The sequence below is a fragment of the Megasphaera intestinihominis genome, from assembly GCF_040096415.1.
GTDB classification, from domain to species: domain Bacteria; phylum Bacillota; class Negativicutes; order Veillonellales; family Megasphaeraceae; genus Megasphaera; species Megasphaera intestinihominis.
Map to the genome: position 1 here is coordinate 1 of NZ_JBBMEU010000025.1, position 20129 is coordinate 20129.

The window sequence follows — 20129 nt, forward strand, 5'->3', positions numbered from 1 at the left end:
CAGCGTGAAATATTTTTAGGCACTTTGGTCTCTAAAGCCCAAACCGCAAAAAATCCAACGGACTTAGTGCAGGCCTTCTGTAAACTGGTTTCGTCAACTTCCGAGGTAGCGTAAAAGTTGTAAAGTGCTGTTTTTTTATTATCGAAGTAAAAATAAGGTCAAAAACAATAATTTACTGTTTCCATCTCGTTCGGGATCGTCAAATAATTTCATGATTCCAGCAACGCCGACTATAAGTAGTGACTGGGTTGTTGGGGGCGTCCATGTAAATGATACTTTTTACAAGCCTACCATAGAAAAATGTATTGGTAAAATAATCGCTTCAATACAATTGACAGAACGCCCGTATAAGAAGGAAAATCAAAGGCCCCGAAGGTACGACGGACAATTAGGATTCTTGATATTGATTGATAACAAAGTAGTTGTTATTCATTCCTGGAAAACAGGAGTAGCAACACCCAGAGGCATTACAATTGGCGTTTCTACAATACACGATATAATTAATGAATACGGAGTGAATATAACACGTATTCGACATAAGGAACAAAAACATATTTTGGTGTATTCCCATAATAGCGCCGATTTGGGCTTTTTTATTAATGATAGCGGTACTGTAGTAGCTATTGAGGCAAACGTCCCATTAGATTGAATTTACATACGCAGAAAGGTGGTAATACTAGTGGGTGTTCTTGTAGGTATCGGAACAACAATTTTAGGAATGTACCTTATAATGGTATTTTCTACCAAAGAAAGGCCTCTTTCAAAATCGGGATTCATAACAAGCTGTATCATCACACTTATTTTATTTACCGCGGTAACTTACGGATTTCACCAATTAGCATTTGAACACAGAGGTGATTATCGCAATTATAAAGAAGTCAATAGTTATATCCACTCCTTAAATAGCGAAGAAAGGGAAAGATTTCAAAAAGTCTTAATCTCTCAAAAGGCAACCCTTGACAAAAAATATGGCGTTGGCCATGACACTTCTATTGATAAATATGACTCAGCAGACGATATTGCTATAAAAAATTCAGACAGGTTCGGTGTATATGCCAATCCGTTAAGAATTGAAGAATATTTTGACGACGACGCTTACTATTATTGGGATCATATTTATTATTTTCATGGCATTATTTACGTTGGCACTATGTATTATTTATATCGCCGTAGAATACAACAAAAGTAATGCCACATGTCAGCTACTTATCAGCCCTTTTGCGAAAAGATGTCAGCTATCGCTAAATGGCAAATCGCCTTCTTGAGCCATGTATTTCTGTATTCTTGATTCCGACCAATAAATCTGATACACTTACCATATAAAAGAGGGTTCGCTCCCGCTATGCGCGTCCTTTGCGGATGTGCGAAGGGAGGGGCCGTCTTTTTTATTTGAATAAAATCAGAGGGTATATTGTTGGCAGAAGCGTCTGTTTCTTTTTTTGATATTTGTAACTCCGAGATAGCAACTTTCTTTTGTGTATCACTACTAACGGTAGTAAAATATAATCATAAAATTTAGATATATTAGAGTATTAGGGGGATTTTTCGTTATGATTTTCGTTGCCATGATTTTGTTAGGCTCTGTCATCGGCTTTGTTGGGGCGGGCGGCGCCGGCGTCACGATTACGCTGCTGACGGTCGGTTTCGGTGTTCCCGTCCATACGGCCCTGGCCGTCGCCCTGGCGGCCATGACCTTTACCATGATTTCCGGGACGGTCAGTCATTACCGGGAACATGAAGTCGATGTGAAGCCTGGGGCCATCATCGGCGGCAGCGGTATAATCGGCTCGATTGCCGGCGCCAATGTGTCCAACATCATGCCGTCTGAGCTGCTGGCGACGATGACGTCGCTCATGCTCATCGCTTCCGGCCTGATTCTCTATGTCCGCCTCTACCAAGACGCCTGGCTGACTCATCATTTTCCCGTACGGACGACAGCCCTGACGGGCCGGAAGCTCTATGTCTATGGCATCATTACGGGCCTCATCGTCGGTTTCCTGTCCGGTGCCTTCGGCATCGGCGCAGCAGCCTTTATCCAGCTGGCCCTGATGGTCGTCTTCGGCATTTCCCTGCTCCACGCTATCGGGACCTGCATGATGATCGTCCTGCCCATTTCGGCTGCCGGCGGTTTGAGCTACTTGTTCAACGGCCGCCTGGACCTGTGGATTTTCGTCCAGACCCTGCTGGGCCTGAGCATCGGTGCCTATATAGGTGCAAAGTTCACGCACTTAGCCCCTAAGCCCCTGCTCAAGACGGCTATCGTCGCCATGCCGACCCTGGGCGGCATCATTATGGTCCTCTTCGGCCGCTAAGCCTGCTGATGGCGGTGCCAGCAGTAGCAGATCAGGACCGTCAGGACGACCCAGAACATCAGCCGCCCACTGTGCTGGCTGAGGTGGATGAGGTCATGGCCTAAAAGGACTTCGATGACGACCCGCGGAACCTTGCCGACAGCCGTCGCCAGGAAGTGGTCTTTCTGGCTGAGGTGGCTGACGGCGGCGATAGCCGTAAAGGGGACGTTGGGGATATACGGAATGGACCGGGCCATGGCCAGCGTCGGGAAGCGGCTGTACTTGTCGAGCTGATTCCGCAAGTGATGACGGGAAATGACATGGATGGCCTGGCGGCGCAGAACCGTCCGCAAGATGATAAAACTCAGTTCCGTCCCCAAGACTTCGCCGACCCAGGAAATAATAAGGCCCGGCACGAGGCCGAAGATGGCTCCGTTGACGGTCAGAAAGGGAATCGACGGCAGGCCGGTCATGTCGGTGACAGTGATCATGAAGATACTGATGATGGCAGCATAAATGCCAAAAGAAGAAATATAATCGATGAGGCCGTCGACATCACCGGCCAGGCTCAGGCGGAACAGTTCCTGATAGAAGTCGGGGATGACCCACTGGACGCTCCAAAAAGCCAGGAATAAGCCCAGGCAGACGGCGCCTTTCATCACTTTGTCCCATAAAGGACCATTGCGAATAGCCATAGATATCCCCTTCTCTCACCCTTGATAATTCTATTGTATACCTAAAAAGGGCAGATTCACAAGTGTTTTTTGTAAACTGCCCAAAGGAGGTTTAACTATGACAAAAATACCGGATGCGCCGAATTTTTTTATCGGCCGCAGTGAAGTCATTGCCCAGAATGATAAATTATCCAGTAAAGCCCGGCAGAGCCTGTATACGGCCCGGGCTGCCAATACGGTCGATGCCTACCGGTCGGACTGGAATGACTTCTGCGACTGGTGCAGCTATCACCAGCTGTCGTCGTTCCCGGCCGAACCGGAAACCATCGTCAATTACATCAACGACCTGGCCGATAACGCCAAGGCCAATACCATCGCCCGGCGCATCAGTGCCCTGACCGAGAATTTCGACGCCGCCGGCCTCAAAGAGAATCCCTGCCGCTACCCCATCGTCAAGAACGCCCTGCGGGGCATCAAGCGCATGAAAGGAACCATCCAGCACGGCAAGGCGCCGATTCTTTTCGACGACATCAAGGAAATGCTGACCTATCTCGAAGGCGATGAAATCCAGCAGGTCCGCGACAAGGCCATCCTGCTGGTCGGCTTCTACGGAGCCCTGCGCCGGTCGGAACTGGCCGGCATCGACGTGGAAGACCTGAAATTCACCCGCCTGGGCCTGCTTATTACCCTGCGCAAATCGAAGACGGACCAGTTCGACCAGGGCCAGATGATTGCCATCCCCATGGTCAAAGACAAGGACCTCTGTGCCGTCACGGCTTTGCAGAAATGGCTCGATGTCAGCGGCATCACGACCGGGCCGGTCTTTCGGGGATTGACGAAAGGGCATCATGTCCGTAAAACTCGGATTTCCGATAAATCTATCGCCCTCATCGTCAAGCACTATGCCGGGCTCATGGGCATGAATCCCGACGACTACGGCGCCCACAGCCTGCGCCACGGCTTTGCCACGTCGGCGGCCCAGCATCACGTCGAAGAACGGCAGATCATGCGCCAGACCCGGCATAAGTCCCAGGCCATCGTGCGCCGCTACATCGACGAAGCCGACCGCCTCATCGACAGCCCGATTTTAAAGATTACCGAAGATTCTCACCCTCACTAATCCACCAGCTGCCGGGCCAGCACCGTCCGCACCTGTTCGGCCCGGCCTGGGGCTACCGGCAGGCGCAGGACCTGGCCCGGACGGATGTCACTGGTGCCGGTCAGGCCGTTTTCTTTTAAAATCGAATCCATGACTTCACGCACATCCGTATCATCACCGGCTGTAACCGAAGCCAGCTGCCAGACGGTCTGCCCCGGTTCGACGGCGACGGAAATGAATTCCTGCGAAGACTGGTAACTCCAGCCGATCTGCGTACACATAAAGAGGGCCAATATGGCCAAGATGACATATTTCATGGCAATCACTCCTGACTTTGAAACGAACGTTCCTGGAACGAATTTTCTTAGAACAACCGTTCGTCGATGGTTTTATTATATCGTCGAACGGTTGTTCCTGTCAAGATATTTTGAACAAACGTTTGATTTTTTTTATGAATTTCGGTATAATGAAGGTAGCTTATACTGGAATTGTTATAACTTTCCAAGACTGGAGTGATATATATGATTAATAATGAAAAAATGCTGACGACCCGTCAAAAACAAATCTTAGAATACATCCGCACGTGTGTCCATAAATTCGGCTATCCCCCGTCGGTACGGGAAATCTGCAAGGAAGTCGGCCTGAGCTCAACGTCGACGGTCCACGGCTATCTCCACCGCCTGGAAGATCTGGGCTATATCCGCCGCGACCCAGCCAAGAACCGGACCATCGAACTCCTCGACGAAGGTTCGTGGCGGTCCAAGAAAATCGTCCCCCTGCCCCTGGTCGGCCAGGTCCGGGCCGGTGCCCCCATCTTTGCTGAAGAATGTGTCGAAGACGTCTACCCCTTCCCGGCGGACTTCATCGGCAATGACGACTGCTTCATGCTCGTCGTCCAAGGGGACAGCATGAAGAACGCCGGCATCCTCGAAGGCGACCAGCTCATCGTCCGCCGCCAGGAAACGGCAGAAAACGGCGAAATCGTCGTCGCCCTCATTGGCGAAGAAGCGACGGTCAAGCGCTACTTCCACGAAGCCGACACGATCCGCCTGCAGCCGGAAAATGACGAATACGAACCGATTTATACCCGGGATTGCCAAATCTTAGGCAAAGTCATCGGCCTCTATCGTCGGTATTAAGGGAGGTCTTCTCATGTCTGATTTCTCGGTGGTCCTGCCCGATAACCTTCCCTTATTTTCCGGCATCAGCCAGGAAAAAAGGAAGGCCATGCTCACCTGCCTGGGCGCACGGGTCCGGACAGTCCGCAAAGGGGAATTCCTCGTCCTGGCCCAGGATGAAGTGAATTACATCGGCATCGTCCTCAGCGGCGAAGTCCATATGATCCATGAAGACCGCTGGGGCGACAAAGCCGTCCTGGCCGTCATCCGCAGCGGCGGCCTCTTTAGCGAAACCTTCGTCTGCGGCACAATCCTGCAATCCATCGTAACCTTCCAGGCCGTCAAGAACACGCAGTTCCTGGTCCTCCCCTTCCAGAAGGTCCTGCACATCTGTACCAATGCCTGTCCCTTCCATCACCAGCTCATCGAGAACATGCTGCATCTCATGGCTGACAAGAATGCCCAGCTGCTGACCAAACTAGAAGTCGTTTCCAAGAAGAAGCTGCGCAAGAAACTATTGACCTACTTCTCATTCCAGTCTGAACAGGCCGGCAGCCAGACCTTCACCATCCCCCTGACCCGGACCCAGCTGGCTGACTATCTCTGTGCCGACCGCACGGCTGTTGCCAGGGAACTGGCTCACATGAAAGACGAAGGCCTCATCGAAATAAACCAGCAGCGGGTGACGCTGTATTGAAAAAAGGCGCTGTCGCATGAAGACAGCGCCTTTTTTAGTGGTTAGCAGTTAGTGGCTAGGGGTTAGCAGATGGCTTTAAATTTAAAGGTTTTCTCTGCAAACTACAAACTCTTTGTTACAAACTATAAGGCAAAGGGACCTCGCATGATGGCAAAAACCATCGTGTGAGGTCCCTTTTCTGTAGGGGCTCGCACGTGGCGAGCCCGCTCCGGGATATGTCCTATCATCCCTGACGGGCGCCCCACGTGGTCGCCCCTACCAATCACGGACTACTCTACTATAAAGAAAGAGCAACCTCTCAGTCAGCTTCGCTGACAGCTCTCCTATAAGGAGAGCCACGAGCACGAGCCACTAATCTTTTTTGGCTGCGATGCCGTAGGGAATGGACAGGAAGAGGACGGCACCGACGATGTTGCCTAAGGTGACGAAGGCCAGGTTGTAGAGGTAACCGCCGACGCTGACGGCCGTACCGGCGGGATTCAGCAGACCCAGGGTCAGGACGGTCATGTTGGCTACGCTGTGTTCAAAGCCACAGGTAAAGAAGGCGTAGAGGCACCAGAAGACCATGATCAGTTTGCCGCTGTCCGATTTGCAGCGGAAGCCGCACCAGACGGCCAGGCAGACCAGGACGTTACAGAGGATACCTCTGAGGAAGAGGACCAGCGGCGGCAAGCTCATCTTCATGGCAGCGGCATGGGCCAAAGCCTGGCCGACGCCGCCAGCCGTGCCGGCAGCACCATAGAAGAGCAGGGACAGGACGATGGCGCCGAACCAGTTGCCCAGGTAACAGACGACCCACAGGCGGATGACGTCCGTCAAGGTGACCGTCTTCGACCGCCAGCCATTGTAGAGGACGAAGGCGTTACCCGTGAACAGTTCCGCCCCGGCGATGATGACCAGGCTCAGGGCGATGCCGAAGGACAGGCCCATGGCGATCTTAGTCATGGGAATGGCTCCCAAGGTCCCGCTGACCGTAAAGGACAGGAGGATGCCAAAGCCGATATAGGCACCGGCTAAGGCCGACAACAGGAAGTATCCCAGGGGATTCTTCTTCAAGAGGCCTACTTTCGCAGCTGCCCCGGCCGCGGTCGCAGCGTATTCGTCGTTGTACATAGGCTCCTCCTTATTTCAGCGGCAACGGTTTCTGGAATACATCCAGATCGGCCGGATTTACGTCTTTGCCGACGTAGAACGGTTCCGATTTCAAGCCGACATAGCGGATACCGGACCAGTTAAGAGGACGGTAGATTTCCGCCTTCTTCGGCAGATGGACGTCCTGGAGGATGAACTTGATGAATTCTTCCGGACCCGTACGGTCTACCATGTAGCCGATATGTTCCTTGCCACCCGGAGCGGTCGGGTCGATATATTTCTTGGCAAAAGCATAGACGTTGGAGATAATCTTCACGACGCTGTCTTCATCGGCCCATTTGATGAAATCGACGCCCATGCGCGGGTTCTTTTTGCCTGTACGGCCCAAAAGGGTGATACGGAAATACTGTTCCTTGCTGCGCGTCCAGGCACGGTTCGGGCAGGCCCAGACACAGACGCCGCAGCCGATGCATTTTTCGACATTGCGGACAGGACGGAAATTCTTCATCTGCAAGGCTTCGACAGAAAGCTGTTTACACTTGCGGACGCACATGCCGCAGCTGACGCAGCGGCTGGCATCGAACTGAGGTTCCGTCATGCCCATGACGCCGAAGTCATGCATGCGGATTTTGTCGCAGTCGTTGGGACAGCCTGTAAGGGCGACTTTGACGTGCAGGTCGTTCGGGAAAATAGCCTTTTCGATCCGTTTCGCCAGGGCCGTCGTATCGTAGTTGCCAAAGGGGCAGACGCGGTTGCCGACGCAGGCCATGACATTTCGGGTACCGGACGCTTCAAAACCAGCGCCTCGTTCGCTCTGATTGATGTCGAGTTCATCGATGATCGTCTGGAGAGCCTTCTTTACTTCTTCAACTTTTTCAAAGGGAATCCCCATGATTTCAAAGCCCTGACGGATGGTCAGATGGATTTCGCCATTACCGTACGTTTCGGCAATATGCTGGACCTGGCCCAGGACCTTGGCATTCAGGGAACCGCCGGGTACACGTACACGGGCTGAAGCCATATTACGATTTTTTGTTACCCGGAAAGCGTATTTCTTTAACTTACCGCAATTCATATCCATAATGTATCAGCCTCCTAGTCGATCAATGTACGAAGTTCGGTGTATTTGAATACCGGCCCGTCCTGGCAGACGTAGACTTTGCCAATACGGCAGTGGCCACATTTGCCGAGACCGCAGCACATTTTGCGCGATTCAGAGAGCCAGATTTTTTCTTCATCGAAACCGAGTTTAATCAATTCCTGGATGGAGAACTTGATCATCATCGGCGGACCGACGACGACGGCGATGGCGTTGTCGAAGTCCTTGAGGGGCAGTTCCGGGATATACTGGGTGACCAAGCCGACATGGCCGTCGTAATCCCCTTCTTCCGGAGCCTTGTCGACGGTGCAGATGAAGTTCATGCCGTCGTCAATCCAGCGTTTGAGGTCTGCTTTGAAGAGGATGTCTGCCGGCGATTCGAAACCGGAGATGACAGTCAGGCTCTTGCATTCGTCCATGTGATCGGCGAAGTAGTCGATGACGCCATGGACCGGGGACAAGCCGGAGCCGCCTGTGACCAGGACGATTTCCTTGCCTTTGAACATATTGACGTCGAAGCCGTTGCCATAAGGCCCGCGCATGAAGAAGTGGCCGCCGACGTAGTTTTCAAAGATTTCATCGGTCAGGCTGCCGACTTTACGGATGGTGAAATCCAGGGAATGGTCGGTAATGCCGCTGACGGAAATGGGCGCTTCACCGTATTTCGGGATAGAGATTTCAAAGAACTGGCCCGGTTTGACCGGATGTTCTTTGCCGCGGTCATAGGACATACGGAAGGTATATTCCACATCAGCATGTTTAATGACTTCTAAGATTTCCGAACGGAACGGTAAATATTCGTTATTCATTCTCTGTGACCTCCTTCATGCCTTCCGGCAGTTTGACATTGATGCAATGGCTGAGCGAAATGTATTCCGGACAGATGGCATCGCAGCGGCCGCAGCCTACGCACATCTGGAAACCGGAACGCTGTTTGAATTCCAGCGTCTTATGGAGCACTTTGAAGCGCATCCGTTCGCCCGCCTTCTTGCGGAAGCAAAGGCCACCGGCAACCAGGGTATAGTCGTCGAACATACAGGACGTCTGTACACGGCGGCGTTCACCGGCTTTATGGTCTTCCGTGAAGAACACATCCTGCATGGACCAGCAGGTACAGGTCGGACAGGCCAGGGTGCAGCGGCCGCATTTGATGCAGCGCTTGTCGTATTCATCCCATACGTGGGATTTGGCGATAGCCGACGAGAGGTTTTCCGGAATGTGTACCTGGAGCTTGTTTTCCGTCACATGGTCCGGGACGACGTCGACTTCCGGTGCCTTGGCTTCGCTGACAGCTTTCCCAAGGACGTCATCTTTGACATCGAGGAAATACTGGCCGTCTTTGACGTTCAAGGCGACATCGTAGTTATCGCTGGTATTGGTGCCCATGGAAACGCAGAAGCAGTTGTCGAATTCCTGGCTGCAGCCCATGAGGACGAATTTGACGCGGTCGCGGACGCGTTTGTAATAATAGTCTTCCGGACCGTTCTGGAGGTACATGTAGTCGAAGCGCTTGATGGCGTGCAAGTCGCAGCTGCGCAGCAAAATGATGGCACCCTTTTCCGGGGCTTCGGCTTCGGTGACGGTATTTTCATTGAAATAGAACAACGTCTGGCAAACGGGCAATAAAACGTCTTTTGCCGAGTAGTCGGACCGTTTGTCCCAAACGATTTCTTCCGGCTTGGTGATCTTGCCATAGCGTACGATGTCCTGCATCGAAGAACGTCCCGTGCCGGCAAACAGTTTCGGAGCGTAAATGTCATACGTATCCGACCATTTGGCAAAGACCGTGTTCAATGCATCTGCATTTAATTGATAGCCCATGCTGTTACCCTCTTTCTAAAGAAATAAATGACAAATATAATGGATAAACAAATTATTTTTTTCACATACACCGTGACGACATCATAAGCCGCCTCGTTGATTTTATGATAACAGCGGGAGAAGAAAAAAACCGTTGCCGTAGCAACAGTTTTTTTAATTTTTTTCTAAATACTATGCTTTTTTATCATATAAAATCGTTATCGTTGAGGAATTTAAATACATTATACTTTTCCCCATAATCTTTTCTTTTCAGGTCCTATGACTCATCATAACGCTGTAACTTATTACCGGTAGTCCATGCTGTCTTTGCATACAGAAAAAGAGGCTGTCGCCTGAAGACAGCCTCTTTTTGAGTGTTAATAATCATTCAAAATCGTTGTGGAATTTAATCTTGCGATACGTTTCAAAAGTCATCCACTTGTCGAAGAGTTCGGCATCGGAGTTTCCCCCGGCCTTGGCGTAGTCCGCCTTGAAGGCAGCGAATTCCTGCGGCGAATGGACGTTGATGGCAAAGCCGCGGCCGTTGGCTAAAGGCTGTTCCGTATAGGCATAGCCGTCGAGGGACAGGATGTTGGCGACTTTGGCGTCGCGGATTTCGACGGCAACCTTGTCGCGGAGGATGAGGATGTCGAAGTTATCCGGATAGGCATAGGTTTCGCCTTTCGTCGGGATCGTATCGCCGATGTGGTACTGGTGGAAGGCCGGTTTGGCCTTGGTGATATTGAGGCTCTGCATGCCGTAGAAGAAGTCTTCAAAGACGTCGCCGCGGGCCTTCAGGGAGCCGTTGACGAAGGTGTGGTCGGCGTTGGTGTCGTTAACGTCGATGACGACGCCGCAGGCCGAGGTCATATTGGTGACGCGGTCGATGAGGATGAGTTCGCCCAGGACCTTGTGATGACTGAAGGTATCGACGACAATCGGTTCCTGCAGGAAGAGCGTGCAGACGGCGATTTCGTTCTTCGTAAGGCTCGAAGCGCGTTTCTTTTCGCCTGTATTGACGTCAATGGTGTAGTCGATATCAGTGAGGACGCCGACGATTTCCTTGATCCCCAATTTGACGACGTATTCTTTGCCGACAGCCAGGTCCTGGTCATCCATCCAGAGCATGGTCGCTGTAATGCGCTGACTCAGGGCGACGTCCGTCCCCTTGGTAAAGACGCAGCCCCGGGATACGTCGACTTCGCGGTCGAGCTGGACGTTGACCGGCTGGCCTTTGACGGCCGAATCGACGGTATCGAAGCCGATGAGGATGGATTTGACCTTAGCTTCTTCCTTGCTGGGCAGGGTCGTAATCGTATCGCCGACGGCCAAGGCGCCGCTTTCGATCTGGCCCTGGAAGCCGCGGAAGGTGTGGTTCGGGCGGCAGACGCGCTGGATGGGCAGGTAAAAGCCTTCTTCTTCGTCTTCTTCGACGTTGACCGTTTCCAGATAGTCGAGGATGGTCGGCCCCTGGTACCAGGGCATATTGGCCGAGGCCTTGGTAACGTTGTCCCCTTCCGTCGCCGAGACAGGGATGAGGATGACGTTGGCCAGTTCCAATTCATCGCGGAGCTTGGCGATCTGGACCTTGATTTCTTCAAAACGTTCCTGGCTGTAGCCGGCCAGGTCCATCTTGTTGATGGCGAAGATGAAGTAGCGGATTCCCATGAGGGCGCAGATGCGGGCATGGCGGCGGGTCTGGACCAGGACGCCTTTGGTGGCGTCGATGAGGATGATGGCCAAGTCGGCAAAGGAAGCACCGACAGCCATGTTGCGCGTATATTCTTCATGGCCCGGCGTGTCGGCGACGATGAAGCTGCGGTTGTCCGTGCTGAAATAGCGATAGGCTACGTCGATGGTAATGCCCTGTTCCCGTTCTGCCATGAGGCCGTCCAGGAGCAGCGAGTAGTCGATGGCCCCGCCGCGGCTGCCGACCTTGCTTTCCAGTTCCAGAGCCTTCTTCTGGTCGGCGTAGAGCAATTTGGCGTCATAGAGCAAATGACCGATGAGTGTCGATTTGCCGTCATCGACGCTGCCGCAGGTAATAAATTTTAACAAGCCGTTTCCGTTTCTATCCATTTTAGAAATACCCCTCTCTCTTTCTGCGTTCCATGCTGCCAGCTGCTTCATTATCGATGACGCGGCTCGTCCGTTCCGACGATACGGCGCTCAGCGTTTCATCGATGATGGCATCCAGCGTATCGGCATCGGATTCGATGCCCCCTGTCAAAGGATAGCAACCCAAGGTCCGGAAGCGGATCTTCTTGTGCATGATTTCTTCTCCCGGCTTGAGGCGCATGCGGTCGTCGTCGACCATGATGATGTTGCCGTCACGATAGACGCAGGGCCGTTCCTTGGCAAAGTACAAAGAGACGATGTCGATGTTTTCCCGTTTGATGTACTGCCAGATATCTTTTTCCGTCCAGTTGGAAATGGGGAATACGCGCATGCTTTCGCCTTTATGGATGTGCGTATTGTAGAGCTTCCACATTTCCGGGCGCTGGTTCTTCGGGTCCCAGGCCTGGGCTTCATTGCGGAAGGAAAAGATACGTTCTTTGGCGCGGGATTTTTCTTCGTCCCGGCGGCCGCCGCCAAAAGCAGCGGTGAAGCCGTATTTGTGCAGGGCCTGCTTGAGGGCCTGGGTCTTCATGATGTCCGTATAGGCTGCGCCGTAATCGAAAGGATTGACGCCCTGTTTGACGCCTTCCTGGTTGATGTATTCAATGAGCTGCAGGCCGTACTTCTTCATGGTTTCATCGCGGAAGCGGATCATTTCCTTGAACTTCCACGTCGTATTGACATGGAGGAACGGGAAAGGCGGCTTTTCCGGATAAAAGGCCTTCCGGGCCAGGTGAAGCATGACAGAACTGTCCTTGCCGATGGAATAGAGCATGACCGGCTTTTCACATTCCGCAGCGACTTCGCGGATGATGTAAATCGCTTCGGCCTCTAACTTGTCGAGATGCGATAATGCACACATAATATGAATCCCCCTATTGATAAAATGCAGTTTCCAGTTTATAGTCTGCAGTTTGCCGTAATGGGTGCTCTTTTACTACAAACTCGCTACTACAAACGGCAAACTAATTAATATGAATTCGCCTGTTTGCGGTCGACGGTGATGGTCTTTTCACTGCCGTCGGCCTTATGGATATGCCAATGCAGGTAGTGGCCGTCAGCAGTGACGTTCATCGTGCTGCCGCGGCCGCCCATATCGGCGCCGAGGTAGAAGTCGATGGCCTGGACCGGGCAGACTTTGACGCAGGATACACAGCCCCAGCAGTCCTTGGGATAATGCATCCAGGCCTTGCCCTGGCCGTTGCGGTCGATGAGGCTGCCCGGGCAGACGTCGATGCACTGGCCGCAGCCGATACAGCGTTCCTGCTTAATGCGTATGCTCATAAGTTTCCCCTCCTGGTACTAAATCGCGGTAGATCATGTGGACCTGGCCGTCTTCGTCCATGCGGGAATTGACGTATTTCAGCCAATCCGCACGCTGTTCCGGATAATCGAGGTTCTCTGCAAAGGAATGCCACCGCGTTTCCTTGCGGGCCCGCAGGTGGGCGATGAGGACCTTGCAGACCGTCAGCCGTTCGCGCAGTTCGTAGACGAAGAGCAGTTCATGGTAATCGCTGGCGCCGACGTGGGCGGCCAGTTCCATGAGCTGGTCGATCTTTTCATCGGCCAGGGCCAGCTGCTTTTCGTTGTACTGGTAATGGCTGCCGATGCCGCCGGCGTAGGTATCCATGACTTTCTGCATGGCTTCTTCCAGCTGTTCCACAGTGAAGAAGCTGTCCGTCTCACCGAGGGCGGCGTTGTATTCGGCTACCTTTTCGGCGAGGATGGCTTTTTCCTGGGCTTCATCGAGGCCGGATGCATCGCTCAGGCCCTGGCGGACCATATTCTTGGCGGCGATTTCCCCTTCGACCAGGGCACCCGTGACGTATTTCTGCGGACAGCCGCCGGCGACGTCGCCAGCCGCATAGAGGTGGCGGATCGTCGTCTGACGGTTCGTGTCGACCCAGTAGCCGCTGGCCGTATGGCCGCCGACGACGTACGGTTCGGTCCCTTCGATTTCGACGTTCTGCTGACTCGGCAATTTCCCCGACTCGATCCATTTCAAAGTCTGGCTCGGCGCCATGTTGAGGTAGGCCTTGAGGAGCGATTCGTCCTGAGCCGGCGTGATGCCTTCCGTGCGGAGATAACAGGGACCGTTGCCATCCAGCGTTTCCCGGACCGTGCCGTACAGGCGCTGGGACGTGGTCAGGCCGTATTTCTGTTCATATACGTCACCGCGGGCGTTGACCTGCTTGGCCCCGACGCCCTGGGCGATAGTCCCTGTCGGCGCGATGGTATCCTTGCAGCGCAGGGCGATGAAGCGCATTTCAAAGGTCGTCATTTCGGCCCCGGCCCGGATGCCCATGGCATAGCCGGCACCGGTGTTGAAGGGACAGTACCACATCTTGTGCCGGGAAAAACCGGGATTGTTGGGCCGGTAGAGGCCGGCTGCGCCGCCTGTGGCACAGAGGACGGCTTTGGCCCGGATTTCATAGGCCGTGCCCGTGCGCATATCGAAGCCCAGGGCGCCGGCCATGGTATTGTCGCGGACGATGTAGTCGGTAATATTCAGATGGTTGATGACCTGGACGCCATCGAGCTTCTTGACGGCGTCGGCCAGGATGGTCTTGATATTTTCGCCGTTAATCTTGATGTTGCGCGTGCCGCGGGCGACGTATTCTCCTTTTTCGTCCTTCAAGATGACCAGTCCCAGGTCTTCCAGCTTCCTGGTGACTTCGTTGAGGCCTTCGGACATGGTGAGGAGCAAGTCTTCCCGGACGATACCGGCTGCGTCTTTCTTGGCGTAGTCGACGTAGAACTGCGGCGTATGGCCCTTGGTGATATAGGCGTTCAGGGCATTGACGCCGGCTGCCAGACAGCCGCTGCGGCGGATATCGGCCTTTTCGGCGATGACCACGGACGCATCAGACAGGCTGCGGAGGGTCAGGGCGGCATAACAGCCGGCCGTCCCGCCGCCGATGATGAGGACATCCGTATGGATGATCTTCTCGCTGGTAATCTGCATAACATAGACTCCTTCGTTAAATATAGAAAACGTCAGCCGAGGTCATGGCGCTGTTTTCTTTTAAATACGTCTTGTCGCCGTCGAGGACGTACAAGCGGTAAATGAGGACCTGGACGGTCTCGCCGACAGACAGTGGCGGGTCGTCGAAGGAATATTCGCCGTGGATGGCCAGGCCCTTGATGCGGACGGTCACGTCGAGGTGGCTGCCGCGGAAGACGACGGCTTCGACCGTCCCTTCTTCAGCAGCGCTGATATACTGTTTCATCGTGCCGTGTTTGTAAATTTTAAGGAACTCCGGTCGGACGATGGCTTGTTTGCCCGCTCCGACTTGCAGGAATCCCGTGAGGATGTTGCAGTTGTCGATGACAACTGGAGTTCCGATAAATTGAGCTACAAAGGGCGTCCTGGGCTGGCGGTAAATATCCAGCGGCGTCCCGACCTGTTCGATATGGCCGTGGTTGGTGATGATGATTTCATCGGCCACTTCGACGGCTTCGTCCTGGTCGTGGGTGACGAAGATGCTGGTAATGCCGACGCGGTGAATCGTATCCTTGAGCCAGTTGCGCAGTTCCTGACGGACCTTGGCGTCGATGGCGGCAAAAGGTTCATCCAGGAGCAGGACCTGGGGATTCGGCGCCAGGGCCCGGGCAAAGGCCACGCGCTGGCGCTGGCCGCCGGAGAGCTGGTTGGGATAGCGCTTTTCCATGCCCGACAGGCCGACGAGGTCGATCATCTCCAATACGCGCTGGCGTATCTCCTCTTTCGGCCGCTTCTGGATTTCCAGGCCGAAGGCGACGTTGTCGTAGACGGTCATATAGCGGAACAAGGCGTAGTTCTGGAAGACGAAGCCGATGCCCCGCTTGGCAGCGGGAATGTCGTTGACCCGGCGGCCGTCGATGAAGATGTCGCCGCTGTTGGGATTCTCCAGGCCGGCCAGCATGCGCAGGATCGTCGTCTTGCCGCTGCCGCTGGGACCGAGGAGGGCGACGAGCTTGCCCTTGTCGATGCCAAAGGAAACGTCGCGCGACGCGTGGAAGGACCCATAATTCTTTTCGATGTGTTTCATTTCGACGTACATGAGCTTCACCTCCTTTATGACGTTTTATCGGCCTTGGCTTCGAGGAAAGTCCGGAGCAGCAGGACGATGATGGCTAATAAGACGAGCAGTGACGATACGGCAAAGGCCGCCGTAATGGCATCGGCCGACCCCGATTGATAGAGGGCGTCGATTTCCAGGGGCAGCGTAAAAGTCTCGCCGCGCAGTTTCGACAAGGCACTGACGGCACCGAATTCGCCCAGCGCCCGGGCCGTGCAGAGGACGATGCCGTAGAGCAGGGCCCATTTGATCTGCGGCAGGGTGATGCGGAAGAAAATAGTCCAGCCGCTGGCTCCCATGAGGGCCGCCGCTTCCTCTTCATCGCGCCCGTTGGTGCTGAGGACGGGGATGATTTCCCGGAAGACGAAGGGAAAGGTGACGAAAATCGTCGCCAAGATGACGCCGGGAACGGCAAAGACGATTTGGATATCCGTCCCCCAGTAGTCGTTGAGGACTTCGATCCACTGACCGATCCAGCCCATGCGGCCGAAGGTCATGATGAAGGCCAGGCCGGCGATGACCGGCGAGATGGAAAAGGGTATATCGATGAGGGTCGTCAGGAAATGCTTGCCCCGGAAGTCGAATTTGGAAATAGCCCAGGCCGCACCGAGGCCGACGATAGTATTGACGATGACGGCGGCGACCGTGGCGATCAGGGTCAGGCGCAGGGCCGACAGGACGTATGGCGTCGTCAGGGCTTGTACGTAAAAGTCCCAGCCTTCGGCCAGCGAGTTGGTGAGGACCGACACGAGGGGAACGATGAGCATGACCACGATGAAGACGACGCTGATCGTGAGCAAGGCGATTTCCGTCTTACTGTGTTTCATAATGGCTCCCCTCCTCTACTGGACGCGCCGGGCCTGATGGACCTGGATCATATTGATAGAAAACAGTGTGACAAAGGCGATGACCAGCATGGCCAGGGCGATGGCCGTGGCGCTGGCGTAATCGACGTAATTGAGCTTCTGCATGATGACGTAAGAAACGACCTGCGTATGATGCTTGGCACTGTTGCCAGAAATGTAGATGACGCTGCCGTATTCGCCGAGGCCCCGGGCAAAAGCCAGGCCGAAGCCCGTCAACAGAGCCGGCCGCAGTTCCGGGAAGATGATGCGCCGGAAAATGGTGAACTGCGACGCGCCGAGCATGCTGCCCGCTTCTTCATACGTCGGGTCGAGCTTCTCCAGGACCGGCTGGATCGAGCGGACGACGAACGGGATGCCGACGAAGACCATGGCGATGGTCAGGCCGATCTTGGTATAGGCGATCTGGATGCCATAGCTGGCAAAGAAACTTCCGAAGAAGCCCGTATCGGAATAGAGCTTGGAAAGGGTGATGCCGGCGACAGCCGTCGGCAAGGCAAAGGGCAGTTCGATGACGCCGTTCAAGAGACGTTTCCCGAAGAAATCGTAGCGGACCAGGACCCAGGCCAGGATGAAGCCAAAGACGCAGTTGACCAAAGCCGCTAGGACAGAACAGGAAATGCTGGTGATGAAGGCGTTGCGGATGCCGCTGTTGGTGATGAGCTTGGCATAGTCATTGGCCGTCAGCTGCAGGGAGTGCGCCAGGACCGACGCCAGCGGGATGAGGATGAGCAGGGACAACATGGTAAGGGTCATGCCCATGGACAGGCCGAAGCCGGGAATAATCTGATTGCGCCCGCCGGAACGGGCAAAAAAGTGTTTCATCCGGCTCCCCTCCTATGCATCGCCGTTGACGTCGGCCATGATCTTATCGAACAAGGCGTCGTCGTTGAAAAATTTAACATACGCAGCCTCCCAGCCGCCGAAATCGCTGATCTTGGTCAGCTTGACCTTGAGATCGAAGCGGTCGGCATAACGCCGGAGGATATCCGGATTAGACGGCCGGAAACCGTTCTTGGCGGCCAGTTCCTGGGCCTCATCGGAATAGAGGTAGGCCAGGTATTCATGAGCCGCCTCTTCATGACCCTTGCGCCGGGCCAGGCGGTCGACGACAGCCACGCTGGGCTGGGCCAGGATACTGATGCTGGGCACGACGAGGTCGAACTTATCGGGATATTCGCGCATCGAATAAAGCGCTTCGTTTTCCCAGGCGATAAGGACGTCACCTTGTCCGTTTTCGACAAAGGTCGTCGTCGAGCCGCGGGCGCCGGAATCCATGACCGTCACATTGCGGTACAAGTCGGTCATGAAGGCCCGGGTCTTGATTTCATTTCCCCCGAAATGGTCAAGGCCCCAGCTCCAGGCGGCCAGGAAGTTCCAGCAGGCGCCGCCGCTGCTCTTCGGGTCCGGCGTAATGACGCTCACGCCGGGCTTTACCAGGTCGTCCCAGTCGCGTATCCCTTTCGGGTTCCCCTTGCGGACCAGGAAGACGATGGTCGACGTGTACGGCGCCGAATCGTTGGCGAAATCCCCCTGCCAGCCTTCATGGATGAGGCCGGCCCTTTCGATGAGCGACACATCGTGGGCCAGGGCCAGGGTCACGACATCGGCCTTGCTGCCTTCGATGACCGACCGGGCCTGACTGCCCGATCCGCCATGGGACTGGATGATGCGGATATCCTTGCCTGTCGTCTCACGATAGTGCTGCTGGAATAATTCATTGTATTCTTTATATAACTCACGGGTTGGATCATACGAGACATTGGTCAGCGTCATCGTGCCGCCGCCCCCGGCGTCATCGCTGCGTCCGCAGCCAGCCAGGGCCCCGGCGACGGCGAGTGCCGCCGAAAAAGCCAGTATAGCTATGATGCGCTTCTTGTTCATTTTCTTTCCCCCTCTATACCGGCTTAGATTCCTTACCCCTCAAATAAAGCCGTCGATAAATAGCGTTCGCCGCCATCCGGCAGGAGGACGACGATAGTCTTGCCTTCGTTTTCCGGCCGGCTGGCCAGTTCCAGGGCCGCCTGCAGCGACGCACCGGACGAAATGCCGACCAAAAGGCCGTCGGTCTTGGCGACTTCCCTGGCCCGGCCGTAGGCGTCCTCATTGGATACGTCGATCACATCATCTACGAGAGATATATCCAAAACTTTCGGGATGAACCCGGCGCCAATCCCCTGAATGGCGTGCGGGCCCGGCCGGCCGCCGTGCAGGACGGCGGAATCTTTCGGCTCGACGGCGACGATCTGGACGTCCGGCTTATGGCCTTTCAGGCCCTGGGCCGTACCGGTGATGGTGCCGCCTGTGCCGACGGACGAAATGAAGATATCTACCTTGCCGTCCGTGTCGCGCCAGATTTCTTCCGCCGTCGTCTGGCGGTGGATGGCCGGATTGGCCGGATTGTCGAACTGCTGGGGAATGAAGGCATTGCCGTAAGAATCCCTCAATTCTTCGGCTTTGCCGATGCTGCCGCGCATCCCCTCGATGCCCGGTGTCAGCACGATTTCCGCCCCCAGGGCCGACACGATCTTACGCCGTTCCAGGCTCATCGTATCGGGCATGGTCAAGATCAGGTGCAGGCCCTTCACGGCGGCGACCAGGGCCAGGCCGATGCCGGTATTGCCGCTCGTCGGTTCGATGATGACCGTATCTTTGTTGATCTTCCCCTGCCGTATCCCTTCGTCGATCATGGCTGCCGCTACGCGGTCCTTGACGCTGCCCAAGGGGTTCATGTACTCCAGCTTGGCCAGGACGCGGGCCTTGAGGCCGTGCCGAGCCTGCCAATGAGTCAGTTCCAAGAGCGGCGTGTTGCCAATCAGCTCTGTCAAATACGTTGCCACATGCTCCATGTACTCAGCTCCTTTTTGGCAAAAAGAAAAGCGCCGCCTGCTGATGCAGATGGCGCTATAAATAGACGTATGCCCATGACTTCATCTGCCAGGTTATTTCCTGCTGGAATTGGCACCTTACCTACGTAGGTTGCCGCAGCGTCATCGGGCCAGTCCCTCAGCTGCTCTGGATGAATAGGTTTCGTATTGTATTGTCCTTATGAATGGTTGTACAATACGATCATATCATACAACACATGATGGTCAAATTTTTTAAGTACCCCATGATAACATACCTCTTTGATGACTAAAATGAATAGCTTCCTATCGGAAACGTTACCAAGAGTGTACACTTTACAGAGTATATTGTCAAGGGATTTTAAGCAAAA

At 54.3% G+C, this 20129-nt stretch carries 21 protein-coding genes and 1 riboswitch; of the genes, 6 read left to right on the forward strand and 15 right to left on the reverse strand.

Going from position 1 to position 20129, the window contains the following annotated elements:
* Positions 1-397 precede the first annotated feature (397 nt).
* The 3 genes from WMO23_RS05395 (at position 398) to WMO23_RS05405 (ending at position 2312) form a co-directional block, all read left to right on the forward strand.
* Complete coding sequence (locus tag WMO23_RS05395; RefSeq protein WP_349173413.1) at positions 398-649, forward strand: hypothetical protein; 252 nt, start codon at positions 398-400, stop codon at positions 647-649.
* A 30-nt stretch (positions 650-679) separates the two neighbouring features.
* Complete coding sequence (locus WMO23_RS05400; RefSeq protein WP_349173415.1) at positions 680-1189, forward strand: hypothetical protein; 510 nt, start codon at positions 680-682, stop codon at positions 1187-1189.
* A 361-nt stretch (positions 1190-1550) separates the two neighbouring features.
* Positions 1551-2312 (forward strand): sulfite exporter TauE/SafE family protein, encoded by a 762-nt coding sequence (locus WMO23_RS05405; RefSeq protein WP_349173417.1) that lies wholly within the window; start codon positions 1551-1553, stop codon positions 2310-2312.
* Here the strand turns inward: WMO23_RS05405 and WMO23_RS05410 are convergent.
* Positions 2309-2986 (reverse strand): TVP38/TMEM64 family protein, encoded by a 678-nt coding sequence (locus WMO23_RS05410; RefSeq protein WP_349173419.1) that lies wholly within the window; start codon positions 2984-2986, stop codon positions 2309-2311. The two genes, WMO23_RS05405 and WMO23_RS05410, sit on opposite strands and share 4 nt — an antisense overlap.
* A gap of 97 nt (positions 2987-3083) precedes the next feature.
* Here WMO23_RS05410 and WMO23_RS05415 point away from each other — a divergent pair, with 97 nt between their 5' ends.
* Positions 3084-4085, forward strand: a complete 1002-nt coding sequence (locus WMO23_RS05415) for a site-specific integrase (protein WP_302421201.1) — start codon at positions 3084-3086, stop codon at positions 4083-4085.
* On the opposite strand, the gene WMO23_RS05420 is transcribed toward WMO23_RS05415, so the two are convergent.
* A complete protein-coding gene (locus tag WMO23_RS05420; protein WP_020310961.1) occupies positions 4082-4381 on the reverse strand; it encodes a LysM peptidoglycan-binding domain-containing protein in 300 nt (99 codons plus the stop codon). The genes WMO23_RS05415 and WMO23_RS05420 overlap by 4 nt on opposite strands.
* Positions 4382-4585: 204 nt before the next feature.
* Between WMO23_RS05420 and lexA the strand changes: the two genes are divergently transcribed.
* Both lexA and WMO23_RS05430 read left to right on the forward strand, forming a co-directional pair.
* Positions 4586-5203 (forward strand): transcriptional repressor LexA, encoded by a 618-nt coding sequence (gene lexA, locus WMO23_RS05425; RefSeq protein WP_020310960.1) that lies wholly within the window; start codon positions 4586-4588, stop codon positions 5201-5203.
* Positions 5204-5216: 13 nt separating this feature from the next.
* On the forward strand, positions 5217-5879 hold the full coding sequence (locus WMO23_RS05430) for a Crp/Fnr family transcriptional regulator (RefSeq protein ID WP_020310959.1): 663 nt from the start codon (positions 5217-5219) through the stop codon (positions 5877-5879).
* 351 nt (positions 5880-6230) lie between these two features.
* Here the strand turns inward: WMO23_RS05430 and WMO23_RS05435 are convergent, their stop codons facing one another.
* The 13 genes from WMO23_RS05435 to cysK all read right to left on the reverse strand — a co-directional run bounded on the left by WMO23_RS05435 (position 6231) and on the right by cysK (position 19761).
* Positions 6231-6992, reverse strand: a complete 762-nt coding sequence (locus WMO23_RS05435; protein ID WP_349173421.1) for a formate/nitrite transporter family protein — start codon at positions 6990-6992, stop codon at positions 6231-6233.
* Positions 6993-7002: 10 nt separating this feature from the next.
* The gene (asrC, locus tag WMO23_RS05440; protein ID WP_349173423.1) at positions 7003-8052 is read right to left on the reverse strand and encodes a sulfite reductase subunit C; all 1050 of its coding nucleotides are present in this window, start codon (positions 8050-8052) and stop codon (positions 7003-7005) included.
* Between the two features lie 14 nt (positions 8053-8066).
* Complete coding sequence (gene asrB, locus WMO23_RS05445) at positions 8067-8879, reverse strand: anaerobic sulfite reductase subunit AsrB (RefSeq protein WP_349173425.1); 813 nt, start codon at positions 8877-8879, stop codon at positions 8067-8069.
* The gene (asrA, locus tag WMO23_RS05450; protein ID WP_020723818.1) at positions 8872-9891 is read right to left on the reverse strand and encodes an anaerobic sulfite reductase subunit AsrA; all 1020 of its coding nucleotides are present in this window, start codon (positions 9889-9891) and stop codon (positions 8872-8874) included. The genes asrB and asrA overlap by 8 nt, the downstream gene beginning before the upstream one ends.
* Before the next feature lie 363 nt (positions 9892-10254).
* The gene (locus WMO23_RS05455; protein ID WP_349173427.1) at positions 10255-11949 is read right to left on the reverse strand and encodes a sulfate adenylyltransferase subunit 1; all 1695 of its coding nucleotides are present in this window, start codon (positions 11947-11949) and stop codon (positions 10255-10257) included.
* A gap of 1 nt (position 11950) precedes the next feature.
* Positions 11951-12850: a sulfate adenylyltransferase subunit CysD gene (cysD, locus tag WMO23_RS05460; RefSeq protein WP_020310955.1), complete on the reverse strand. Its 900-nt coding sequence runs from the start codon at positions 12848-12850 to the stop codon at positions 11951-11953.
* Positions 12851-12957: 107 nt separating this feature from the next.
* Entirely contained in the window at positions 12958-13272 is a 315-nt protein-coding gene (locus tag WMO23_RS05465) for a 4Fe-4S dicluster domain-containing protein (protein WP_020310954.1), read from the reverse strand.
* A complete protein-coding gene (locus WMO23_RS05470) occupies positions 13256-14953 on the reverse strand; it encodes an adenylyl-sulfate reductase subunit alpha (RefSeq protein WP_020310953.1) in 1698 nt (565 codons plus the stop codon). Before WMO23_RS05470 ends, WMO23_RS05465 begins: the two co-directional genes overlap by 17 nt.
* 16 nt (positions 14954-14969) lie before the next feature.
* Positions 14970-16031, reverse strand: a complete 1062-nt coding sequence (locus WMO23_RS05475; protein WP_020310952.1) for a sulfate/molybdate ABC transporter ATP-binding protein — start codon at positions 16029-16031, stop codon at positions 14970-14972.
* Between the two features lie 14 nt (positions 16032-16045).
* Positions 16046-16876 carry a sulfate ABC transporter permease gene (locus WMO23_RS05480; protein ID WP_020310951.1) on the reverse strand — a complete coding sequence of 277 codons (831 nt, stop codon included), beginning with the start codon at positions 16874-16876 and terminating at the stop codon, positions 16046-16048.
* Between the two features lie 15 nt (positions 16877-16891).
* On the reverse strand, positions 16892-17737 hold the full coding sequence (cysT, locus tag WMO23_RS05485; RefSeq protein ID WP_020310950.1) for a sulfate ABC transporter permease subunit CysT: 846 nt from the start codon (positions 17735-17737) through the stop codon (positions 16892-16894).
* Between the two features lie 12 nt (positions 17738-17749).
* The gene (locus WMO23_RS05490; protein WP_292106210.1) at positions 17750-18796 is read right to left on the reverse strand and encodes a sulfate ABC transporter substrate-binding protein; all 1047 of its coding nucleotides are present in this window, start codon (positions 18794-18796) and stop codon (positions 17750-17752) included.
* 32 nt (positions 18797-18828) lie between these two features.
* Positions 18829-19761 carry a cysteine synthase A gene (gene cysK, locus WMO23_RS05495; protein ID WP_020723820.1) on the reverse strand — a complete coding sequence of 311 codons (933 nt, stop codon included), beginning with the start codon at positions 19759-19761 and terminating at the stop codon, positions 18829-18831.
* A gap of 78 nt (positions 19762-19839) precedes the next feature.
* A riboswitch (SAM riboswitch) is annotated at positions 19840-19938 on the reverse strand.
* Positions 19939-20129 lie beyond the last annotated feature (191 nt).

Coding starts and splice junctions, on each gene's coding strand:
- WMO23_RS05405 (WP_349173417.1), top strand. CDS start 1,551: ATGATTTTCGTTGCCATGATTTTGTTAGGCTCTGTCATCGGCTTTGTT.
- WMO23_RS05410 (WP_349173419.1), bottom strand. CDS start 2,986: ATGGCTATTCGCAATGGTCCTTTATGGGACAAAGTGATGAAAGGCGCC.
- WMO23_RS05415 (WP_302421201.1), top strand. CDS start 3,084: ATGACAAAAATACCGGATGCGCCGAATTTTTTTATCGGCCGCAGTGAA.
- WMO23_RS05420 (WP_020310961.1), bottom strand. CDS start 4,381: ATGAAATATGTCATCTTGGCCATATTGGCCCTCTTTATGTGTACGCAG.
- lexA (WP_020310960.1), top strand. CDS start 4,586: ATGATTAATAATGAAAAAATGCTGACGACCCGTCAAAAACAAATCTTA.
- WMO23_RS05430 (WP_020310959.1), top strand. CDS start 5,217: ATGTCTGATTTCTCGGTGGTCCTGCCCGATAACCTTCCCTTATTTTCC.
- WMO23_RS05435 (WP_349173421.1), bottom strand. CDS start 6,992: ATGTACAACGACGAATACGCTGCGACCGCGGCCGGGGCAGCTGCGAAA.
- asrC (WP_349173423.1), bottom strand. CDS start 8,052: ATGGATATGAATTGCGGTAAGTTAAAGAAATACGCTTTCCGGGTAACA.
- asrB (WP_349173425.1), bottom strand. CDS start 8,879: ATGAATAACGAATATTTACCGTTCCGTTCGGAAATCTTAGAAGTCATT.
- asrA (WP_020723818.1), bottom strand. CDS start 9,891: ATGGGCTATCAATTAAATGCAGATGCATTGAACACGGTCTTTGCCAAA.
- WMO23_RS05455 (WP_349173427.1), bottom strand. CDS start 11,949: ATGGATAGAAACGGAAACGGCTTGTTAAAATTTATTACCTGCGGCAGC.
- cysD (WP_020310955.1), bottom strand. CDS start 12,850: ATGTGTGCATTATCGCATCTCGACAAGTTAGAGGCCGAAGCGATTTAC.
- WMO23_RS05465 (WP_020310954.1), bottom strand. CDS start 13,272: ATGAGCATACGCATTAAGCAGGAACGCTGTATCGGCTGCGGCCAGTGC.
- WMO23_RS05470 (WP_020310953.1), bottom strand. CDS start 14,953: ATGCAGATTACCAGCGAGAAGATCATCCATACGGATGTCCTCATCATC.
- WMO23_RS05475 (WP_020310952.1), bottom strand. CDS start 16,031: ATGTACGTCGAAATGAAACACATCGAAAAGAATTATGGGTCCTTCCAC.
- WMO23_RS05480 (WP_020310951.1), bottom strand. CDS start 16,876: ATGAAACACAGTAAGACGGAAATCGCCTTGCTCACGATCAGCGTCGTC.
- cysT (WP_020310950.1), bottom strand. CDS start 17,737: ATGAAACACTTTTTTGCCCGTTCCGGCGGGCGCAATCAGATTATTCCC.
- WMO23_RS05490 (WP_292106210.1), bottom strand. CDS start 18,796: ATGAACAAGAAGCGCATCATAGCTATACTGGCTTTTTCGGCGGCACTC.
- cysK (WP_020723820.1), bottom strand. CDS start 19,761: ATGGAGCATGTGGCAACGTATTTGACAGAGCTGATTGGCAACACGCCG.